The sequence below is a fragment of the Sorangium sp. So ce375 genome (assembly GCF_051473855.1).
Taxonomy (GTDB): domain Bacteria; phylum Myxococcota_A; class Polyangia; order Polyangiales; family Polyangiaceae; genus Sorangium.
This window is the reverse complement of record NZ_CP150335.1, coordinates 10020287-10035899: the sequence shown is the minus strand read 5'-3', so window position 1 is coordinate 10035899 and position 15613 is coordinate 10020287. Positions and strand designations below refer to the sequence as shown.

12 protein-coding genes are annotated in these 15613 nt (G+C 69.6%); 8 read left to right on the top strand and 4 right to left on the bottom strand.

Annotation, left to right across the window (positions count from 1 at the left end):
- The first annotated feature begins 167 nt into the window (after positions 1–167).
- The 5 genes from rtcR to WME90_RS37465 all read left to right on the top strand — a co-directional run bounded on the left by rtcR (position 168) and on the right by WME90_RS37465 (position 7626).
- Positions 168–1820 (top strand): RNA repair transcriptional activator RtcR, encoded by a 1653-nt coding sequence (gene rtcR, locus WME90_RS37485; protein WP_437276872.1) that lies wholly within the window; start codon positions 168–170, stop codon positions 1818–1820.
- Between the two features lie 485 nt (positions 1821–2305).
- A complete protein-coding gene (locus WME90_RS37480) occupies positions 2306–5461 on the top strand; it encodes a hypothetical protein (RefSeq protein ID WP_437276871.1) in 3156 nt (1051 codons plus the stop codon).
- A gap of 14 nt (positions 5462–5475) precedes the next feature.
- Complete coding sequence (locus WME90_RS37475; RefSeq protein ID WP_437276870.1) at positions 5476–6534, top strand: formylglycine-generating enzyme family protein; 1059 nt, start codon at positions 5476–5478, stop codon at positions 6532–6534.
- Between the two features lie 232 nt (positions 6535–6766).
- Positions 6767–7132 (top strand): ArsR/SmtB family transcription factor, encoded by a 366-nt coding sequence (locus tag WME90_RS37470; RefSeq protein WP_437276869.1) that lies wholly within the window; start codon positions 6767–6769, stop codon positions 7130–7132.
- Positions 7129–7626, top strand: a complete 498-nt coding sequence (locus WME90_RS37465; protein WP_437276868.1) for an SRPBCC family protein — start codon at positions 7129–7131, stop codon at positions 7624–7626. Before WME90_RS37470 ends, WME90_RS37465 begins: the two co-directional genes overlap by 4 nt.
- A gap of 61 nt (positions 7627–7687) precedes the next feature.
- Here WME90_RS37465 and WME90_RS37460 read toward each other — a convergent pair whose 3' ends face one another.
- Complete coding sequence (locus tag WME90_RS37460; protein ID WP_437276867.1) at positions 7688–8293, bottom strand: hypothetical protein; 606 nt, start codon at positions 8291–8293, stop codon at positions 7688–7690.
- Complete coding sequence (locus tag WME90_RS37455; protein ID WP_437276866.1) at positions 8290–8787, bottom strand: hypothetical protein; 498 nt, start codon at positions 8785–8787, stop codon at positions 8290–8292. The genes WME90_RS37460 and WME90_RS37455 overlap by 4 nt, the downstream gene beginning before the upstream one ends.
- Before the next feature lie 624 nt (positions 8788–9411).
- Between WME90_RS37455 and WME90_RS37450 the strand changes: the two genes are divergently transcribed.
- The 3 genes from WME90_RS37450 to WME90_RS37440 all read left to right on the top strand — a co-directional run bounded on the left by WME90_RS37450 (position 9412) and on the right by WME90_RS37440 (position 13418).
- Positions 9412–10683, top strand: a complete 1272-nt coding sequence (locus tag WME90_RS37450) for a GDSL-type esterase/lipase family protein (RefSeq protein ID WP_437276865.1) — start codon at positions 9412–9414, stop codon at positions 10681–10683.
- 159 nt (positions 10684–10842) lie between these two features.
- Positions 10843–11451, top strand: coding sequence for a TIGR00725 family protein (locus tag WME90_RS37445; RefSeq protein ID WP_437283712.1), 609 nt, complete (start codon positions 10843–10845; stop codon positions 11449–11451).
- Positions 11452–11636: 185 nt separating this feature from the next.
- On the top strand, positions 11637–13418 hold the full coding sequence (locus tag WME90_RS37440) for a serine/threonine protein kinase (RefSeq protein ID WP_437276864.1): 1782 nt from the start codon (positions 11637–11639) through the stop codon (positions 13416–13418).
- An 8-nt stretch (positions 13419–13426) separates the two neighbouring features.
- On the opposite strand, the gene WME90_RS37435 is transcribed toward WME90_RS37440, so the two are convergent.
- Together WME90_RS37435 and WME90_RS37430 are read right to left on the bottom strand one after the other, a co-directional pair.
- Positions 13427–14206 carry a nucleotidyltransferase domain-containing protein gene (locus tag WME90_RS37435; protein ID WP_437276863.1) on the bottom strand — a complete coding sequence of 260 codons (780 nt, stop codon included), beginning with the start codon at positions 14204–14206 and terminating at the stop codon, positions 13427–13429.
- Positions 14203–15504 carry a DNA polymerase beta superfamily protein gene (locus WME90_RS37430; RefSeq protein ID WP_437276862.1) on the bottom strand — a complete coding sequence of 434 codons (1302 nt, stop codon included), beginning with the start codon at positions 15502–15504 and terminating at the stop codon, positions 14203–14205. Before WME90_RS37430 ends, WME90_RS37435 begins: the two co-directional genes overlap by 4 nt.
- Positions 15505–15613 lie beyond the last annotated feature (109 nt).

The following is a 15613-nucleotide window of genomic DNA, read 5'->3' as shown; positions in this document are numbered from 1 at the left end:
CCCGTTGGCGGTGGGTCCCGTCGGTCTCTGTCGTTCCCGCCGGTCCGTCGTTCCTTCGTTCCTTCGTTCCTGCGTCTCGCACGGCGCGTGCCACTCGAAATCCAGGCGATCGCGGGCCGCTGGCCCTGCGGATTAGACCTGTGTATAAACCGGATAGAGAAAATTCTATGGCACGCAAGCCCACCGTGGTCCTCGGCATGCTCGGCCCGACGCTCGACACCGGAAAGACGCCGGAGCGCTGGTCGCGCTGGCGCCCGAGCGTCGCGCTCTGCCAGCACGAGGACCTGATCGTGGACCGGTTCGAGCTGCTCCACCACCGCCGCTTCGAGGGGCTGGCCGAGACGGTGATGGGCGACGTGCGGCACGTGTCGCCGGAGACGGACATCCGCGCTCACGTTGTCGAGATGGACGACCCGTGGGACTTCGAGGCGGTGTACGGCGCGCTGCACGATTTCGCGAGGGCGTACCCGTTCGCGCCGGACCGGGAGGACTACCTCGTCCACATCACGACGGGCACGCACGTCGCGCAGATCTGCCTGTTCTTGCTCACGGAGTCGCGTTACTTCCCCGGGCGCCTCATCCAGACGTCGCCGCCGAAGCGCGACCGGGAGGAGCTCGCGGCCGGGTCGTTCACGATCATCGATCTCGACCTCTCGAAGTACGATCGCATCGCGTCGCGCTTCCAGAAGGAGCAGCGCGAGGGGGTGTCGTTCTTGAAGAGCGGCATCGAGACGCGCAACGCGGCGTACAACCGGCTGATCGAGCGGATCGAGCACGTGGCGATCGCGTCGCGCGCGCCCATCCTGCTGATGGGCCCGACGGGGGCGGGGAAATCGCAGCTCGCGCGGAAGATCTACGATCTCAAGAAGGGACGCCGGCAGGTGAGCGGCGATTTCGTGGATCTGAACTGCGCGACGATCCGGGGCGACGGCGCGATGTCGGCGCTCTTCGGGCACACGAAGGGCTCGTTCACGGGGGCGCTCCAGGACCGCCCGGGTCTCCTGCGCAAGGCGCACGAGGGGGTGCTGTTCCTCGACGAGATCGGCGAGCTCGGCGCGGACGAGCAGGCGATGCTGCTGCGGGCGATCGAGGAGAAGGCGTTCTTGCCGGTCGGCTCGGACAGGGAGGTGAAGAGCGAGTTCCAGCTGCTCGCCGGCACGAACCGGGATCTCGCGCTGGAGGTCTCGGCGGGGCGCTTCCGGGAGGACCTCCTGGCGAGGATCAACCTGTGGACCTTCCGGCTCCCGGGCCTCCGGGAGCGGGTCGAGGACATCGAGCCGAACCTCGATTACGAGCTCGACGCCACCGCGCGGCTGCTCGGCGTGCGGATCACGATGAGCCGCGACGCGCGCGCGCGGTTCCTCGAGTTCGCGACGTCGCGGGAGGCGGCGTGGCCCGGCAACTTCCGGGACTTCAACGCGGCCGTGACGCGGATGGCGACGCTCGCGCCCGGGGGACGGATCGGGGTGCCGATCGTCGAGGAGGAGATCGAGAGGCTGGCCGAGGCGTGGCGGCGGGGGCCGGCGGCGGGCGGGCGGGCGTTCGCCGCGGGCACCGCGGCGGGGGAGGGGGGCGACGGGGACGATCCCGTTGTCGCGGCGCTCGGCGCGCGCCGGGCGGCGGCGCTCGACCCGTTCGACCGGGTGCAGCTCGCCGAGGTGCTGCGGGTGCTGAAGAGCGCACGATCGCTGTCGGAGGCGGGACGGGTGCTGTTCGCGGCGTCGCGGGTGAAGAAGAAGAGCGTCAACGACGCGGACCGGCTGCGGAAATACCTGGCGCGCTTCGACATCGACTGGAGCGAGGTGGCGGGGAGCGGGTAGAGCGGGTCTCCCTATCACAAGGCCAGGACCGAGCCCGGGCAACAACGATGTTGCGGCGCCGGACCGTCGAGCGCCGCGCGCGACCGATGCGCGATGCTCCGTGGGTCGTGTCACGCCGCGAGCCGTGACATGTCACGCCGCGAGCCGTGACATGTCACGCAGCAGCCCGTGACATGTCATGGAGAATGGGCCGCGCCCCGCGGCGGGCGGCCCGCCGTCCAGCGCACGGTGACGCGACGAATCGAGACCTCCAGCGCTCTCTGCGCCTGGCACATGGAGTGCTACGTGCCACGCCGAGCGGCCGAGAAACAGCGTTTTTCACAACGGCCTGTGCTCGCGGGACGACAATGGCAAATCACGAGAACATCAATCTACCGGAGCGTACCAGGTTGCGTTCTTCTGCCGCCGGCAGAGGAAGAGGGACGACGAACGACGATTCGAGGCTTCGAGCGCGGCTCGCACGGGCTTTTGCGCTGGTAGCGGGCGTGAGCGTGGTCGGCTGCGGTGCGCCCGAGGGGGAGGCGCCCGAGCAGGCCGCGATCTCCACGGCCAGGCAGGCGCTCTTGAGCCAGTTCGAGATCGCGCTCGGGTTCCCGGCAGGCTTTTCACAGGGCAACGTCGCCCTCCATGCATCGCAGTCGTTGCGCATCGCCGGCGGGGTCACGCTGCAAGGCGTGAACGGGGCGCCGGCGCCGGCGGTGAACGTCGGCGCTGGCCTGCTCGAGGTCAACGCCGCGACGAGCACGGGGTCGCTCATCAGCGGAGGGAATATCTGGCTCGGGAGCCAGTCGCACGCCACCGGCACCGTCCAGGCGGCAGGCACCATCACAAAGCAAGCCGGCGCAAACATCATCGGGACAGAGCTTCCGGCCACGCCCCTCGGCCCGCTCGGGAACCTGCGCTTCACGGTCGACTTCCCGTCGCTCATCAACGTACCGGCCGTCGGACCGGACACGACCGCCTCGCTGGCCCCGGGAGGTTACACGAGCGTCTCTGTCGGCTCTCGGAGCACGCTGGATCTCAGCTCGGGCACATACTATCTCGATCAGCTCCAGATGCAGCCTCAGTCGATCGCCCGCCTCGACACGTCGGCCGGTCCGGTGATCGTTTACGTACGCCAGCTGCTCGATTTCAAGGGTAAGGTTCAGATCGTCGGCCCGGACAGCAGCTTCTTCCTGGCCTACCTCGGGACCGGGACCGTCTCGCTCGAGACCGCGTTCAACGGGACCATCGTGGCGCCCAGCGCGACCCTGCGCCTCGCGCCGGTCGGGTCGCCCGGACATCGAGGGTCGTTCTTCGGGCAAACGGTCGAGGCCGCCGAGGCGGGCTCCACCATCGTGTTCGACCCCTTCGACTACTGGTACGATGTCCTGAACATTCACCCGGTGGTCAAGTGCGTGCGACGCTATAAGCACCCTGCGGGGGCCGCGCTCCTCGGCTACGAGAACGAGAGCGACTTCCCGGTCACGGTGCCGCTCGGCCCCCAGAACCAGCTCGTCCCTGCGGGAGACGTGGCGCCGCCAACGACGCTGTTGCCGGGGGTGCACGACAATGTGTTCTTTGCGCCCTTCGACCTGAGCGGCAGCCTCTCGTGGCAGCTCGCCGGAGAGACGGCGACCGCGAGCTCGTCCAGCCCCGCCTGCGATCTGGGAGATGTCCCCCCGAAGCCAGAGCCCGACCCGCCGCTCCCCCTCGTCCCCATCGAGCGCCCGAGCGTGTCGCTCGCGTCGTTGAACGTGCAGCTCGCGCCGGAGGTGACGACGTCCGCCACGTCCCACCTGGCATCGGAGGTGTACGGCGACTTCGTGGGCCCGCAAGTGGGCAACACGAGCAACGAGGAGGCTGGCCCCGCCGCCTTCACGTTCACGGTCACCTCGCTCAACTTCGATGACAGCGAGGGGCTGTGCGGCACGGTCGATCCGTTCGTCGCCAAGCTCGTCATCGACGGTCAGGACAAGGGTCGAACGAGCAGCGGCACGGTGCAGGTCGCCCGCGACCGGGACACGGTCCACGTCTCGATCGACGTGGACGACGACGACGCATTGTTCTGCCTGGGAGACGACGACCTCCGGGAGTACGGGTTCGACGTCGACCTGTACACCGGCGCCACCGGCGCGAACGAGACGTGCATCGACGGCGGCCGCCTGTGCTTCACCGCGACGCCGATCGCGAGCCCGGACATCTGCTTCGACTGGAACGCGCAGTTCATCGACTCTGGACCCTGGACCGGCGTCGGCCCCGAGGACTTCCTCGTCGGCAAGGAGATGCAGCCGGTCCCGGCGAGCTTCGCGCGCTACCAGATCACGATGACGAACTCGACCGGCGTGTTGTTCGACCGCGGCGGCGTGCTCGACGGCAACGGCTGCGTTCCGAGGCCCAAGCTCCCCGTGCGCTCGCACTGGCAGCTGGGCACCGGCCTGCAGATCGCGACCCGCGTCATCAGCCAGCACTGCCTGGACCCTTCGGGGACCAACTGCGCCATGAACGGCTCGGCGTTCACCGGGGCCAACATCGTCGTGCGGGAGACCGGGCAGAGCGGGCCTGCCTCCATGTGCGCGATCTACGCGGAGGACGTCGGGAGCGTCACCGACGCGACGTGCTCGGCCCGCCAGATCGACTGGCCCACGGTGCCGCCGGCGCCCCTCCGCCCTGTCTTCGTCGAGCACAACTCGATCACCCGGACCAGCGCGGCGATCAGCCAGATCCTCAAGCGTGAAGACGCGAGCGGAGGGGAGCTCGGTATCACACGTGCGATGATCGAGAGTCGCTACGAGGGCAACGGTCGAGTCGAGATCGTCGTCGACGAATATTGCGAAATCGAGGAGCCCTGCACGGGGGAGCCCCTCCTGACGAGCTGCAGGAGCCAGGACACGTTGTTCCTCGAGCCGGATGGACTGGCCGCTTCGTCGACCCGCTTCAAGTACGTCGTCGCGCACGAGTTCGGTCATTTCATCCAGGGCAACGGTCAAGGGGTGATGCAGCCGGCGTACGGCTGCGGCGCGGGCGACGCCAACCAGCCCGCGCTCTGCCGCTGCGATGGCGTCCCCCCCGATCAGCGGCTCCATTGCCTGCAATCGCTGGAGGAGCCGAACGCCGTGCAGGTCGAGGGGTTTGGTCAGTACTTCGCGGCCAAGGCCTTCAACGCCGACATGGAATCGGACTGCACGTTCGTTTACTACAAGCAGATAGCGAACACGGCGTGCATGCCGGGCGTGACCGATTGCGCGCTGGACACGGCCACCGGGCTCTACATCAATCAGCCGCCGATCCCGGTGAGCTGCAAGCAGGCCGTCCGGTGGCGCAACACGCACTGCATCGACCAGAACTCGTCCCCCGACCTCCTCTCGTTCGGCACCGAGTACGATTGGCTGGAGTTCCTCTACGGGATCGACAGCCATCCGTCGCCGACAGAGCGCTGGAAAATGAAAGATATTTTCAACGCCTACATCGCCGCGTGCAGTGAATCTGCGCAGAACATCGACATTTGCACCGGCAAGCGCGTCAGCTGGGATGGCGGGCTGGGCCACGAGAGCCTGCTCGAAGGCGTTACCTTGCTGGTGACGGAAGGGTTCAAGACCCAGCCCGCGGCGGATCGTTTCGAGAGGGTGGGCGAGGACTTCGGGGTCAGCGACGTGCCATGAATACAAGCGGTTCGATGACGTGCGCGATCGGTGTCGCTCTCTGGGCTCTTTTGGCCGTGCCCCTCGGCTGCCAGCCCGAGGCGGAGGGCCGGGAGCCATCCGTCGTGCCTGCCGGCAACATGGATCCGGTCGGTCCGGAGGTGGCTGGCTGGGAAGTAGCCTCCGCCGATGGATCCGTGTGTCGGCATCCGGCGGTGGTGGCCGAGTGCGCGAATGGTTGGTGTCGCATTCCGCCGGGCTGCTTCATCATGGGCTCGCCGGAGAGCGAGCTCTGGCGCGGTGAGAGCTCCGAGATCCCAAGGGCGGTCACCATCGAGCGCGGGTTCGAGATCGGGCAGTTCGAGCTGACGCGCAAGCAGTGGTCGGAGCTCGTCGGTGTCGTGCCAGAGAAGCCGGAGAAGGTGCTGGAAGGTCCGGTGACCTGCAAGGACGACGCGTGTCCGCTTCGCTACGCGACGTGGTTCGAAGCCCTGCTCTTCGCCAACCAGCTCTCCGCGCGTCACGAGCCGCCGCTCGCGCCCTGCTTCGAGCTCTCCGAATGTCAAGGCGAGCTGGGCCGCGGCGTGACTTGCGGTCGCGTGAGCCTCACGGGCGGCGCGACGAGCGTCTACGAGTGCGAGGGCTATCGCCTGCCAACGGAGGCAGAATGGGAGTACGCCGCGCGCGCGGGGACGAGGACGGCATACTACGGAGGTGACATCACCGGGACGAATCCGGATGCGCGCTACGACCCCGAGCCGAGCCTCGACCCCATCGCATGGTATGACGTGAACTCGGGAGGGCGTACGCACCCCGTGGGATCCAAGCGGCCCAATCGCTGGCTCTTGTTCGACATGCTCGGCAACGTCTTCGAGTGGACCAGCGATCGCCCCGTCTTTCGCGAGGTCGAGGGGCCAGCGACGAACCCTGCCACGGAGATCGCCCTGAGGACCGACGCGCCCGATCTCCGCGTGGCCCGAGGCGGCAACGCCGCGGGCTCGCGGGATATGCTGCGAACGGCCGGCCAGAATTACCCAGCGTCGGACGCTGTGTCCCGCGGCGTCGGCTTCCGTCTCGTCCGAACCATCAAGTAAGGCCCGGCCGTCGCGCGCCTCGCGGCGGCGGGCCTCGTCGGGCTGGGCGTCGGCGGCCACGAGCAGCCCGGGATCGTCGTCGCCCTCCTCACGCAGGCCCCGCGCCACCTCCAGCCGGCAGCGCCGGCGCCGCAGCGCCTCTTCGGCAGGGCGCGCGGCGCGCGGGGAGGGAACGTCGCCGTGCGCCGTTCGCGCTTGACCGACGTATGCACCGTAGTGTATATGTACATCCATGCAACTGGACGTCTTCCAGGTGCTGGCCGATCCCACGCGCCGCCGCATCGTCGAGGCTCTCCTTTCTGGCGAGCAGCAGGTGGCCGAGGTGGTGGAGAAGGCCGGCATCCACCAGTCGGGCGTGTCGCGGCACCTGCGCATCCTCTCGGAGTCGGGCTTCGTCTCGATGCGGCCCGATGGGCAGCGGCGCCTCTACGCCCTCCGGCCCGAACCCTTCCGCGAGCTCGAGGAGTGGCTGGGACGTTACCGGCAGCTCTGGGAGGAACGCCTCGATCGTTTCGGTGCCGCGCTGGAGAAGAAGCGCGCAACCGCTCAGAAGAACCCCGCCATTCAAGACAACCCAAGCAAAGGGAAGCGATCATGAACAGCGCAGTCAAAGCCCAGGCCCGATCCAAAGTTACAATCGAGCGCACCTATCGCGCTAGCTTGCAGGAGGTCTGGGACCTCTGGACCACGCGCGAGGGCTTCGAGTCCTGGTGGGGCCCGCGAGACTTCCGCGCCGCCGTGGCGGAGCTCGACGCCCGACCGGGCGGCACGCTGCGCTACGAGATGATCGCCGCCACGCCCAAGATGGTCCGCGCCATGGCGGAGATCGGCCAGCCGCCCTCGCACGCCGTCACCTCCACCTTCGCCGAGGTCAGGCCCATGACTCGGCTCGTGCTCCGCAACGTGATCGACTTCTTGCCCGGCGTACCGCCTTACGAGGCCGACATCGAGGTCGAGCTCAGCGAGCTCGGCGACCGCGTGAAGATGGTTGTGCTGCTCGACACCATGCACAGCCCCGAGTTCACCGAAATGCAGAAGGAAGGCTTCACCAGCCAGCTCACCAAGCTGGACGAGAAATTCGGAAGCTCGTGAGAGAGCGGCCTCGAACGCCTTGATCCTTTATACGGGCCGCCGGTGTCCAGCCGGCGCGCGATCAGAAGACGATCGTGCCCAGCTCGATTTCGTCCAAGCCGGTGATGCCCTCCGGCTGGCCGAAGAACAGGAGCCGGCCCGTGGCAGGCAAGGTCGGCGTGTTCCAGGTGAGCTCGATGACGATGTGAGGGTTCTGATAGCGGTCGCGAGCCACGAATGTGGAGGCGGGCGGTCCGAACGGATTCGAGAACCCAGCCAGATCGGGCTCTTCCTGGACGGGCGTGCCGTCGTCAAGAAACCTGACGGACGCGTCCAGCCACGTCCAGTCATCCAGCGCGCCGTCGGCGGTTGATACGGCCGCTTGCAGCCAAGCGTACACCCGTCGGGCGCGGTCACAGTACATGTCGGCCTGCAGCGAGCTCGCTGGGTCGGACGGGCTGTCGATGTCGATGTCGATGTCCGTGACCTGGCCGTCGCGCCAGGTCACGGTGCCGTGCCAGCGTCCGGCGTAGGGGGTGAGCAGCTCGACCGGATCGTGGCCGTTGACCTGCTCACCTGCCTCCAGAGGGCGGGACGATTCACGCTGGCACGACGCGTCGTCGTCTCGCGTCCCCAGGCAGCCGGCCTGGAGCAGCGCAGCCAGCGCGATTGCAGTGCGCCACGTCATTGCGAGACCTCCACGACGGCGAGCGTGACGGTGTCGCCGCCCGTCAGAACCAGCGACCCGTCGCCATAGGCGACACCCGCGCCGGCAGCCACGAGCTCAAAGGTCACTCTTACGAACCCGCTGTCGACCAAGGGATCGAGGATCTCCGCGGAGACGACGTCGGCACCGGCGAAGATCGACGCTGGCAGGGTGACGGAGACCGTCGCAGGCCGGACGAGCGCGCCGTTTCCGTCGACGAAGAGCCCGGTCTCCGCGCTGACGCTCAGCCGGCCGTCGGCGGTCTCGAACAGGATCGTCACCGGGACCTCGTAGTGGGTCGGCTTGTCGTCGCAGTCGAGATGAGCATGGCTCGGCTTGTTCGTTGTCGCCGTCGTCAGCTTCAGCGTGGTGGTCTGGTCGATCTGCACCCAGCGGAGCGGCAGGGTCTGCGGCATCAGCGCGGCGAGGGCGGGTCGCGGGTCGATCCCGCCCGGCGCGGCTTCCCCGGGCGCCACGGACAACCCCTCTCCACATTCGGCAGGAAAAAAGCATCCGGTCGTCCCGCCAAGCAGCAGACCCAAGGCGAAGAGCCTCGACACCCTCCCGACGAACCTCATGTCGTCAGGCATAAGCAATCGACGTACCTGCCGCAGCAAACCCGTGAGCCCGACGCGGGATCGGGGACTTGGACGGCCCTACCACGACATGAGTGTCGCGATGGGCCACCCCTGACACAGCCCCGTGAACCCGTGTAAAATGACCGTGATGGCAGCGTCGCTCCAGGTGGTGGCTCGGTGCGCACCGACCCGAGCACGCCTGCGATCATCACGTGAACGCGCGTGACATGCCCGGAGCGAGTGCGCCTCGTCCGCCCATCGCGACGGATAGCACCTCTGGATATTTACCGTTTCAGTTGACAATTCACTCACTGGGGCATTGTCGTTGGCTGCTTCGGTGCATGGTGCAGCGAGCTGGTCTTTACCGGTTCATCATTTCGGCGGGGATTGACGACGGAGGTCGCCTCCGCTGTTGATCGTGGGGCCGAATTGCCCCAGAGTGCCGGGCGCTGGAGGTCAGTTTCGATGGCTTTGCGTTCATCTCAACAATCACCTTTCCTGGTTCTTGCGCTGGGGGCGGTTGTGCTCCTGTCGGCCTGCTCGGACGACGACGGCGGCGGCTCGACAGCGAGCTCCGGGGGCACGGGCGGCTCGTCGGCGAGCTCCGGGGGCTCCGGGGGCTCCGGGGGCTCCAGCGCGCAGGGCACGGGCGGCGCGGGCGGTGGCACGGGCGGCGCCGGGGACACGGGTGGGGGTGGCACGGGCGGCGGCGGCACAGGCGATGGCGGCACCGGCGGCGGTCTGGACGCGCAAGGGATCGTGCCCAATCCCATCATCTCCCGCGGCAAGCCGGCCTTCGCCTCGGCGGGGACGGCGTCGGTGATCAACGACGGCAAGTACCGATCGGCAGGGACCTGGATCGCGGGCAAGCCGACCTCCGCCGCGCCCGCCTGGGTCGCCATCCAGGTCGGCACCGGGTACGAGCGGCTGCTCCTGAGCTGGACGGCCTCGTACAACTACAACTACACGGATGTGCAATACGGGGCGCCGGGCGCTTACCGCGTGGAGACGTCGAGCAACTCCACGAACGGCTCGGACGGCACCTGGACGAAGGTCGCCGAGGTGACCGACAACCCGGTCCGCACGCGCGCCCACAGCTTCGATTTCAGCGGCCAGAGCTGGGTCCGGCTCGTCGTGACCGCGGCCCCCGCGACGACCGACGAGACCGGCGTCCAGCTCGACGAGATCGACGTGCACGACATCTCGAAGGGCGCGGAGGACACGTGGTTCTTCCTCGGCGACAGCATCACGGCGTTCGCCTATGACCGCGACACCCCGGCGACGCAGCCGAGCTTCGCCGAGAACGTGCACGCCGCGCACGCGGGCCACTATCCCGCGATGATCAACGGGGGCATCGGGAGCGAGCTCGTCAAGAGCAGCGACAAGCCCAGCGCGCTCGATCGCATCGATGACGTCCTGGAGCTGAACCCCGACTTCAACTTCTTCGCCATCGGTTACGGCACCAACGACTCCTGGGGCCAGACCGACCCGAGCACCTTCAAGGCGAACCTGCAGCAGCTCATCGACAAGATCGAGGCAGCGGGCCGCGTGCCGGTGCTCGCGCATATCCCCTTCTCGCCGGACGGCAACCACGACGCGCTCCCGGCGTTCAACAAGGCGATCGACGAGCTGACGCAGGAGAACGGCCTCCCTGCTGGGCCGGATCTGTATACGTGGTTCAAGGATCACGCCGGGCAGCTCTACGACGATGTGCACCCGGATCCCGCCGGGCGGGTCGCGATGAACAAGCTCTGGTCCGACGCCGTGGACGGCCTCTACCCGGCCCAGCGGTAGCGCGACCGCACACCCCCGCGCCCGCGCCGACCGCGCCGGGCTGCGCCGACAAACCACGCGACCCCGCGGCGCCGGCGCGAGCCTTGACTCCACGCGGCGGCGGGGGCTAGCTCGAGCCGGCGCACCGGCTGAAATAGCGGGCGACGGAGCGGCGCCGTGATGGACGACGAGCGGGACGAGCGAGAAGAGGAGGATACGAAGCGGGACATCGCTCCCTATGTCCCGCGCCGCCCCCTGATGGCGGTGATAGGCAACGGCCTCGCGGTGGACTCGGCGACGGAGGCGGTGTGCGTCGAGCTCGGGCGGCGCGCCGTGGAAGCGGGGTTCCGGCTCGTCACCGGGGGGCTTGGGGGCATCATGGCCGCGGTCTCGCGCGGCGGGCGCGAGGCGACGAGCTGGCGCGACGGCGATATCCTCGGGATCCTGCCAGGGTACGAGGCGTCTGCGGCCAACCCGTACGTGGACATCGTCGTTCCCACCGGGATGCAGATCGGGCGCAACATCCTGGTCGTCGCCACGGCGGACGTGGTCGTGGTCGTGGGCGGCGGCGCGGGCACGCTGAGCGAGATCGCCGTCGCCTGGCAGCTCGGCAAGCCGCTGCTCGCGCTCGCGACGAGCGGGGGCTGGGCGAAGCAGCTCGGAGGGGAGCGCGTCGACGACCGGCGCTCCGACAGGATCGTGTCGGTCGCGAGCGCGGAGGAGGCGGTCGCGAGGGCGTGGGAGATCGCGGGCCGAGGCCGCAGCCCGGGGGGCGTGACAGGGCGCTGAGCGCGCGGGGCGCGCTCGCGCCGAGGGCGGCGCCGGTGCTGAGAGGCCGAGGGGGCCCGACCCGCGTGACGCGCTGTCGACCCGCGCTGTGATGATGGCGTCTCCCGAGCGCCGTGGCCGGGGCGCGCGCGGCGGAGCCTCCGCGCGAGCCGGCCGCGAGGCGGCCCGTGCTAGCCTCCGCGCCGATGTCGGAAGCGGAAGAGGACGAGATCCGGCGGCTGAGAGCCCGCGTTGGGACGACCCTCCACGGGAAATGGCGGCTCGACGCGCTGATCGGGGCAGGGGGAATGGCGGCCGTCTACGCGGCCACCCATCACGTGGGGCACCGCGTGGCCATCAAGATCCTGCACCCGGAGGGCGCCGTGTCCCGCGAGCTCCGCGCCCGCTTCGAGCAGGAGGCGCTCGCCGCCGCGCGGCTCGGGCACCCGGCCGCGGTGCAGGTCCACGACATCGACGTGACCCAGCAAGGAGAGCCGTTCCTCGTCATGGAGCTGCTCGACGGAGAGAGCCTCAGAGAGCGCGTCGTGCGGCTCGGCACGATCGCGTTGCCCGAGCTCCTCGCCCATGTGGATACGCTCCTCGAGGTCCTCAAGGCCGCGCACGACGCCGGGATCGTCCATAGGGACATCAAGCCAGACAACCTCTTCGTGACCCGCGAGGGGCGGCTCAAGGTGCTCGATTTCGGGATCGCGCGCATGAAGCAGGGCGGCGCGGGGCTGAAGACGCGGACGGGCGCGGTGCTGGGCACGACGAGCTACATGGCGCCCGAGCAGATCCTGGGGAGGAACGTGGACGGGCGGGCCGACCTCTACGCGGTGGGCGCGACGATGTTCACCCTCCTCGCGAACCGTCGACTCCACGACGAGGACGCGCTCACCGAGGGAGAGCTCCTCGTAAGGAGGAGCACGACGCCCGCTCCTCCGCTATCGACGGTGGCGCCTTTCGTGGATCCGCGGGTCGCGCGCATCGTGGACCGCGCGCTCGCCTTTCAGGTCGAGCGGCGCTATCCGGACGCGCAAACGATGCTCGCCGACGTGCGCGCCGTGCGGCGTGGCGATGAGCCGCCCTTCGCGACGGTGGACAGGGCGGAGGGCGAAGAGCGAACGCGCGCGCACGGCCGGGCCATCCCCGATGGACCGCCGGTGGCGGCGCGGTTTTCGAGCGCGCGCCCGCCGGCGGTGGCGATGCCGGCGGCCGCGCCGGGGCCGTTGCCGGGCCAGCCTTATCCGGAGGCGGGCGCCGCGCTCCGGGGGCGGGCGCGGCGCGCGCCGCGAGCGACGCAGCTCGCCGTCGTCGGCGGGGTGGCGGTGCTCCTCTTCTGTGTAGGGGTCGGGGCGGTGCTGCTGTTCTGGCCCTCCCGCGATGAGGGCGCCCCCTCCCGCGATGAGGGCGCCGCCGACGTTGGCGACAGCCGCGCGCCGGTGCCCCCGAAGGACGTCGCGCAGGCCCAGACCGCCGTGGCGCTCGCGGCCGACCCCGCCGGCTGCCCGCCGGGCGCGCCTTGCGCTTGTCCAGGCGGCAGCCCGGGAAACGTGCCGAAGAGCTGCCTCCTCACGTGCGGCGATGCGTCCGGCTGCAGGCCGAGCTGCTCCGATCGAGATACCTGCGCGAGCCACTGCGCCGGAGACTGCGAGTCTTCCTGTGCGAGGAGCAAGGTGTGTGGCACGACGTGCGCTGACGGCTGCTCCGCCGAGTGCCGCAATGCGGAGACGTGCCAGGTCACCTGCGGCGCAGGGTGCTCGATCACCTGCGAAGACGTCAACAAGTGCGTTCACGTCGTGGGCGACAGGAGCGTCGTGAAGTGCAATCGGGTCGGGGGGTGCCAGGTGATGTGCAAGGGCTCGTGCGCGGTGTCGTGCTCCAACACCGGGGGAGGATGCCCGGTGACGTGCGTGGGGCAGGGGCACGCGGTGAAGTGCCGCGACGGCCGCAAGGCGTGCGGGGACGGCTGCTCGCTGCCGGGGTGAGACGCGCCTCAGAGCCGCGCTTTGCGCAGGGCGAGCAGCCAGTCGTTGAGCTCTCCCTGGTTGGGCGGCTCCTCCGGCAGTACCGCGTGATCGCGGGCCGCCTCGAGGGTCGTAAAGGCTCGGGCGATCTGCTCGGACCAGCGCTCGGCGACGTCGGGAGCGAGCGGCGCCTGCTCGCCGGCGCGCTTGGCCTCGACGAGCTCGCGTGCGGCGCTGAAGCCGTACACGTCGAGGAGCGCGGTCACGTCGGTGACGATCTCGCCCGTCCTGAGGGCGTGGGCGCCGGTCAACGTGGTCCGGAGGACGTAGAGCAGCTTCTTCGCCGACGAGCGGCCTCCCGCCTCCCAGGCGCGGAGCTGGCTCGTGGCGAAGCCGACGTAGTGGCGGAAGATCCGGCGCGAGAGCGCGGCGGCGACGAGGGGGCGGAGCGAGGCGAGGTCGGGATCGACGTGGAGCTGGAGGGGGCCGATGATCCGCTCGATGTAGTTGCCGTTGCCCTGGAGGACGCCGAGGAGGACGGGGTGGAGCTCGTTCGACGTGTAGTCGATCTCGACGCCGTCGATGACCTGCATCCGCTCGGGGCTCGCGTTGCTGCGGAGCAGTCCGAGCAGCTTCTCGGTCGGCTCGACGTGCACCGCCTTGAGGTCGAGGTCGCTGTCCGGCGAGGGGAAGCCGTACGCGTGGGCGCCGCTCAGGGCGATGACGAGGTGCGATCGCTTGGCCTCCTCCTCGGCGATGACGCGCGCCGCGACCTCTTGCTGCTTTGCCTCGAGCACCTGGGGGTTCATCCGTCGTCCTTTCTCTCGTCGTCGCCGCGCGTCGGGGCCGCGTCTCCGTCGTCCCAGGCCGCGATCGGCGCCGGGGGAGCGTCCTTGCCGAGCGGGCCGGGCTCCGCCGCGAGGTGCCGGCGGGCGATCTCCTCGCGGACGCGTCGGAGGAGCGCGTCGGCGCGGGGCACGTCCGGGTGCGGCGGCAGCTTCGTGGCGAGCCGCGCGGCCTCCAGGTCGGGCGTCATCGCCTCGGCGAGCTCGATCGTGCGATCGAGCGTCCAGGCGCCGCTCTTGATGGCGAGGAGCGTCTCGCGCAGGTCTCCCTGCACCACGAGATCGACCTCGCCGTCGCGCAGCCAGCGGATGGCGGTCGCGATGAGGCGCACCAGGTTGTAGGCGTTCTTGGGGCGGAGGTCGCGGGCGGAGTCGAGCGACGTCCTGCCCTGGCGCGCGAACGCCGCGAGCGAGGCGAAGTCGCGCGCGGGCAAGAGGCCCTGATCGTGGAGCGAGCGGTAGAGCTGCTTGATGTACTCCTTCGCCTGGAGCTCCCTGTCGACCTGGGTCGGCGCGGCGCGCGGGCTGAGGGCGGCGAGCTTCCGGGCGACGTCGTCGAGGGCCAGCGAGGGGTCGTCGGCGAGCCAGTCGAGGACCCGTTCCCGGTGCTCGGCCAGCCGGTGAGCCTGCGAGAGCCGCTTGAGCTGGGAGAGCGCGTAGCGGCCGAAGCTGCCGTAGAGGGCCGAGGAGACGAACGCATCACGGGCTTCCAGGAGCCATGCGCCGATGTCGTCGCGGGCCTCGGCGGTGTGGACGAAGAGCAGCTCGAGGGTGTTGGGGTCGGCGCGGAGGGCCTGGCGGATGGCCTTCTCGATCTCCCAGTAAGAGGAGCTGCCGTCGGTGCTCACGAGGTCCCTCGGGGGCTCGGCGAGGCCCGTGGTCCAGGGGAAGGGGAGGGCGAAGACGCCGCGCCGGTCGGTGTCGGAGCCCTCGTTCGCGAGCCCCCACGCGCGCGAGCCCACGACGGCCTCGAGGACCACGGCGGGGCGGAGGGCGTCCCAGGCGGCGCTCCGCCGCTCGGCATGCCGCACCTGGCCGGCCTTGCGCGGGACGAGCTCGTCGCGGTTGTAGCGGACGACGCCGATGCCGACGAGCATGACGTCGAGCTCCGCGCCGGCCGAGCCGACGACGCGCCCGATGGCGCCCTGCGGGATGCGTCGGTCGCCGAGGACGCGGTCGACCCGGGTGGTCACCTCGGTGCCGTGGGGCAGCGGGACGGCGAGCGGGTCGAGGTGGGTGAGGCCGCGCAGGCGGAGCTCCATGTGCGGACGCTAGCATGCGGGAGGGCGCGGCCGAGCTGGCTCGTGCGGGACGTACGGTGCGGCTTTCCTTGCTCTGCGGAGGTCGCTCTGGAGGGCTCGGGCGTGGTGG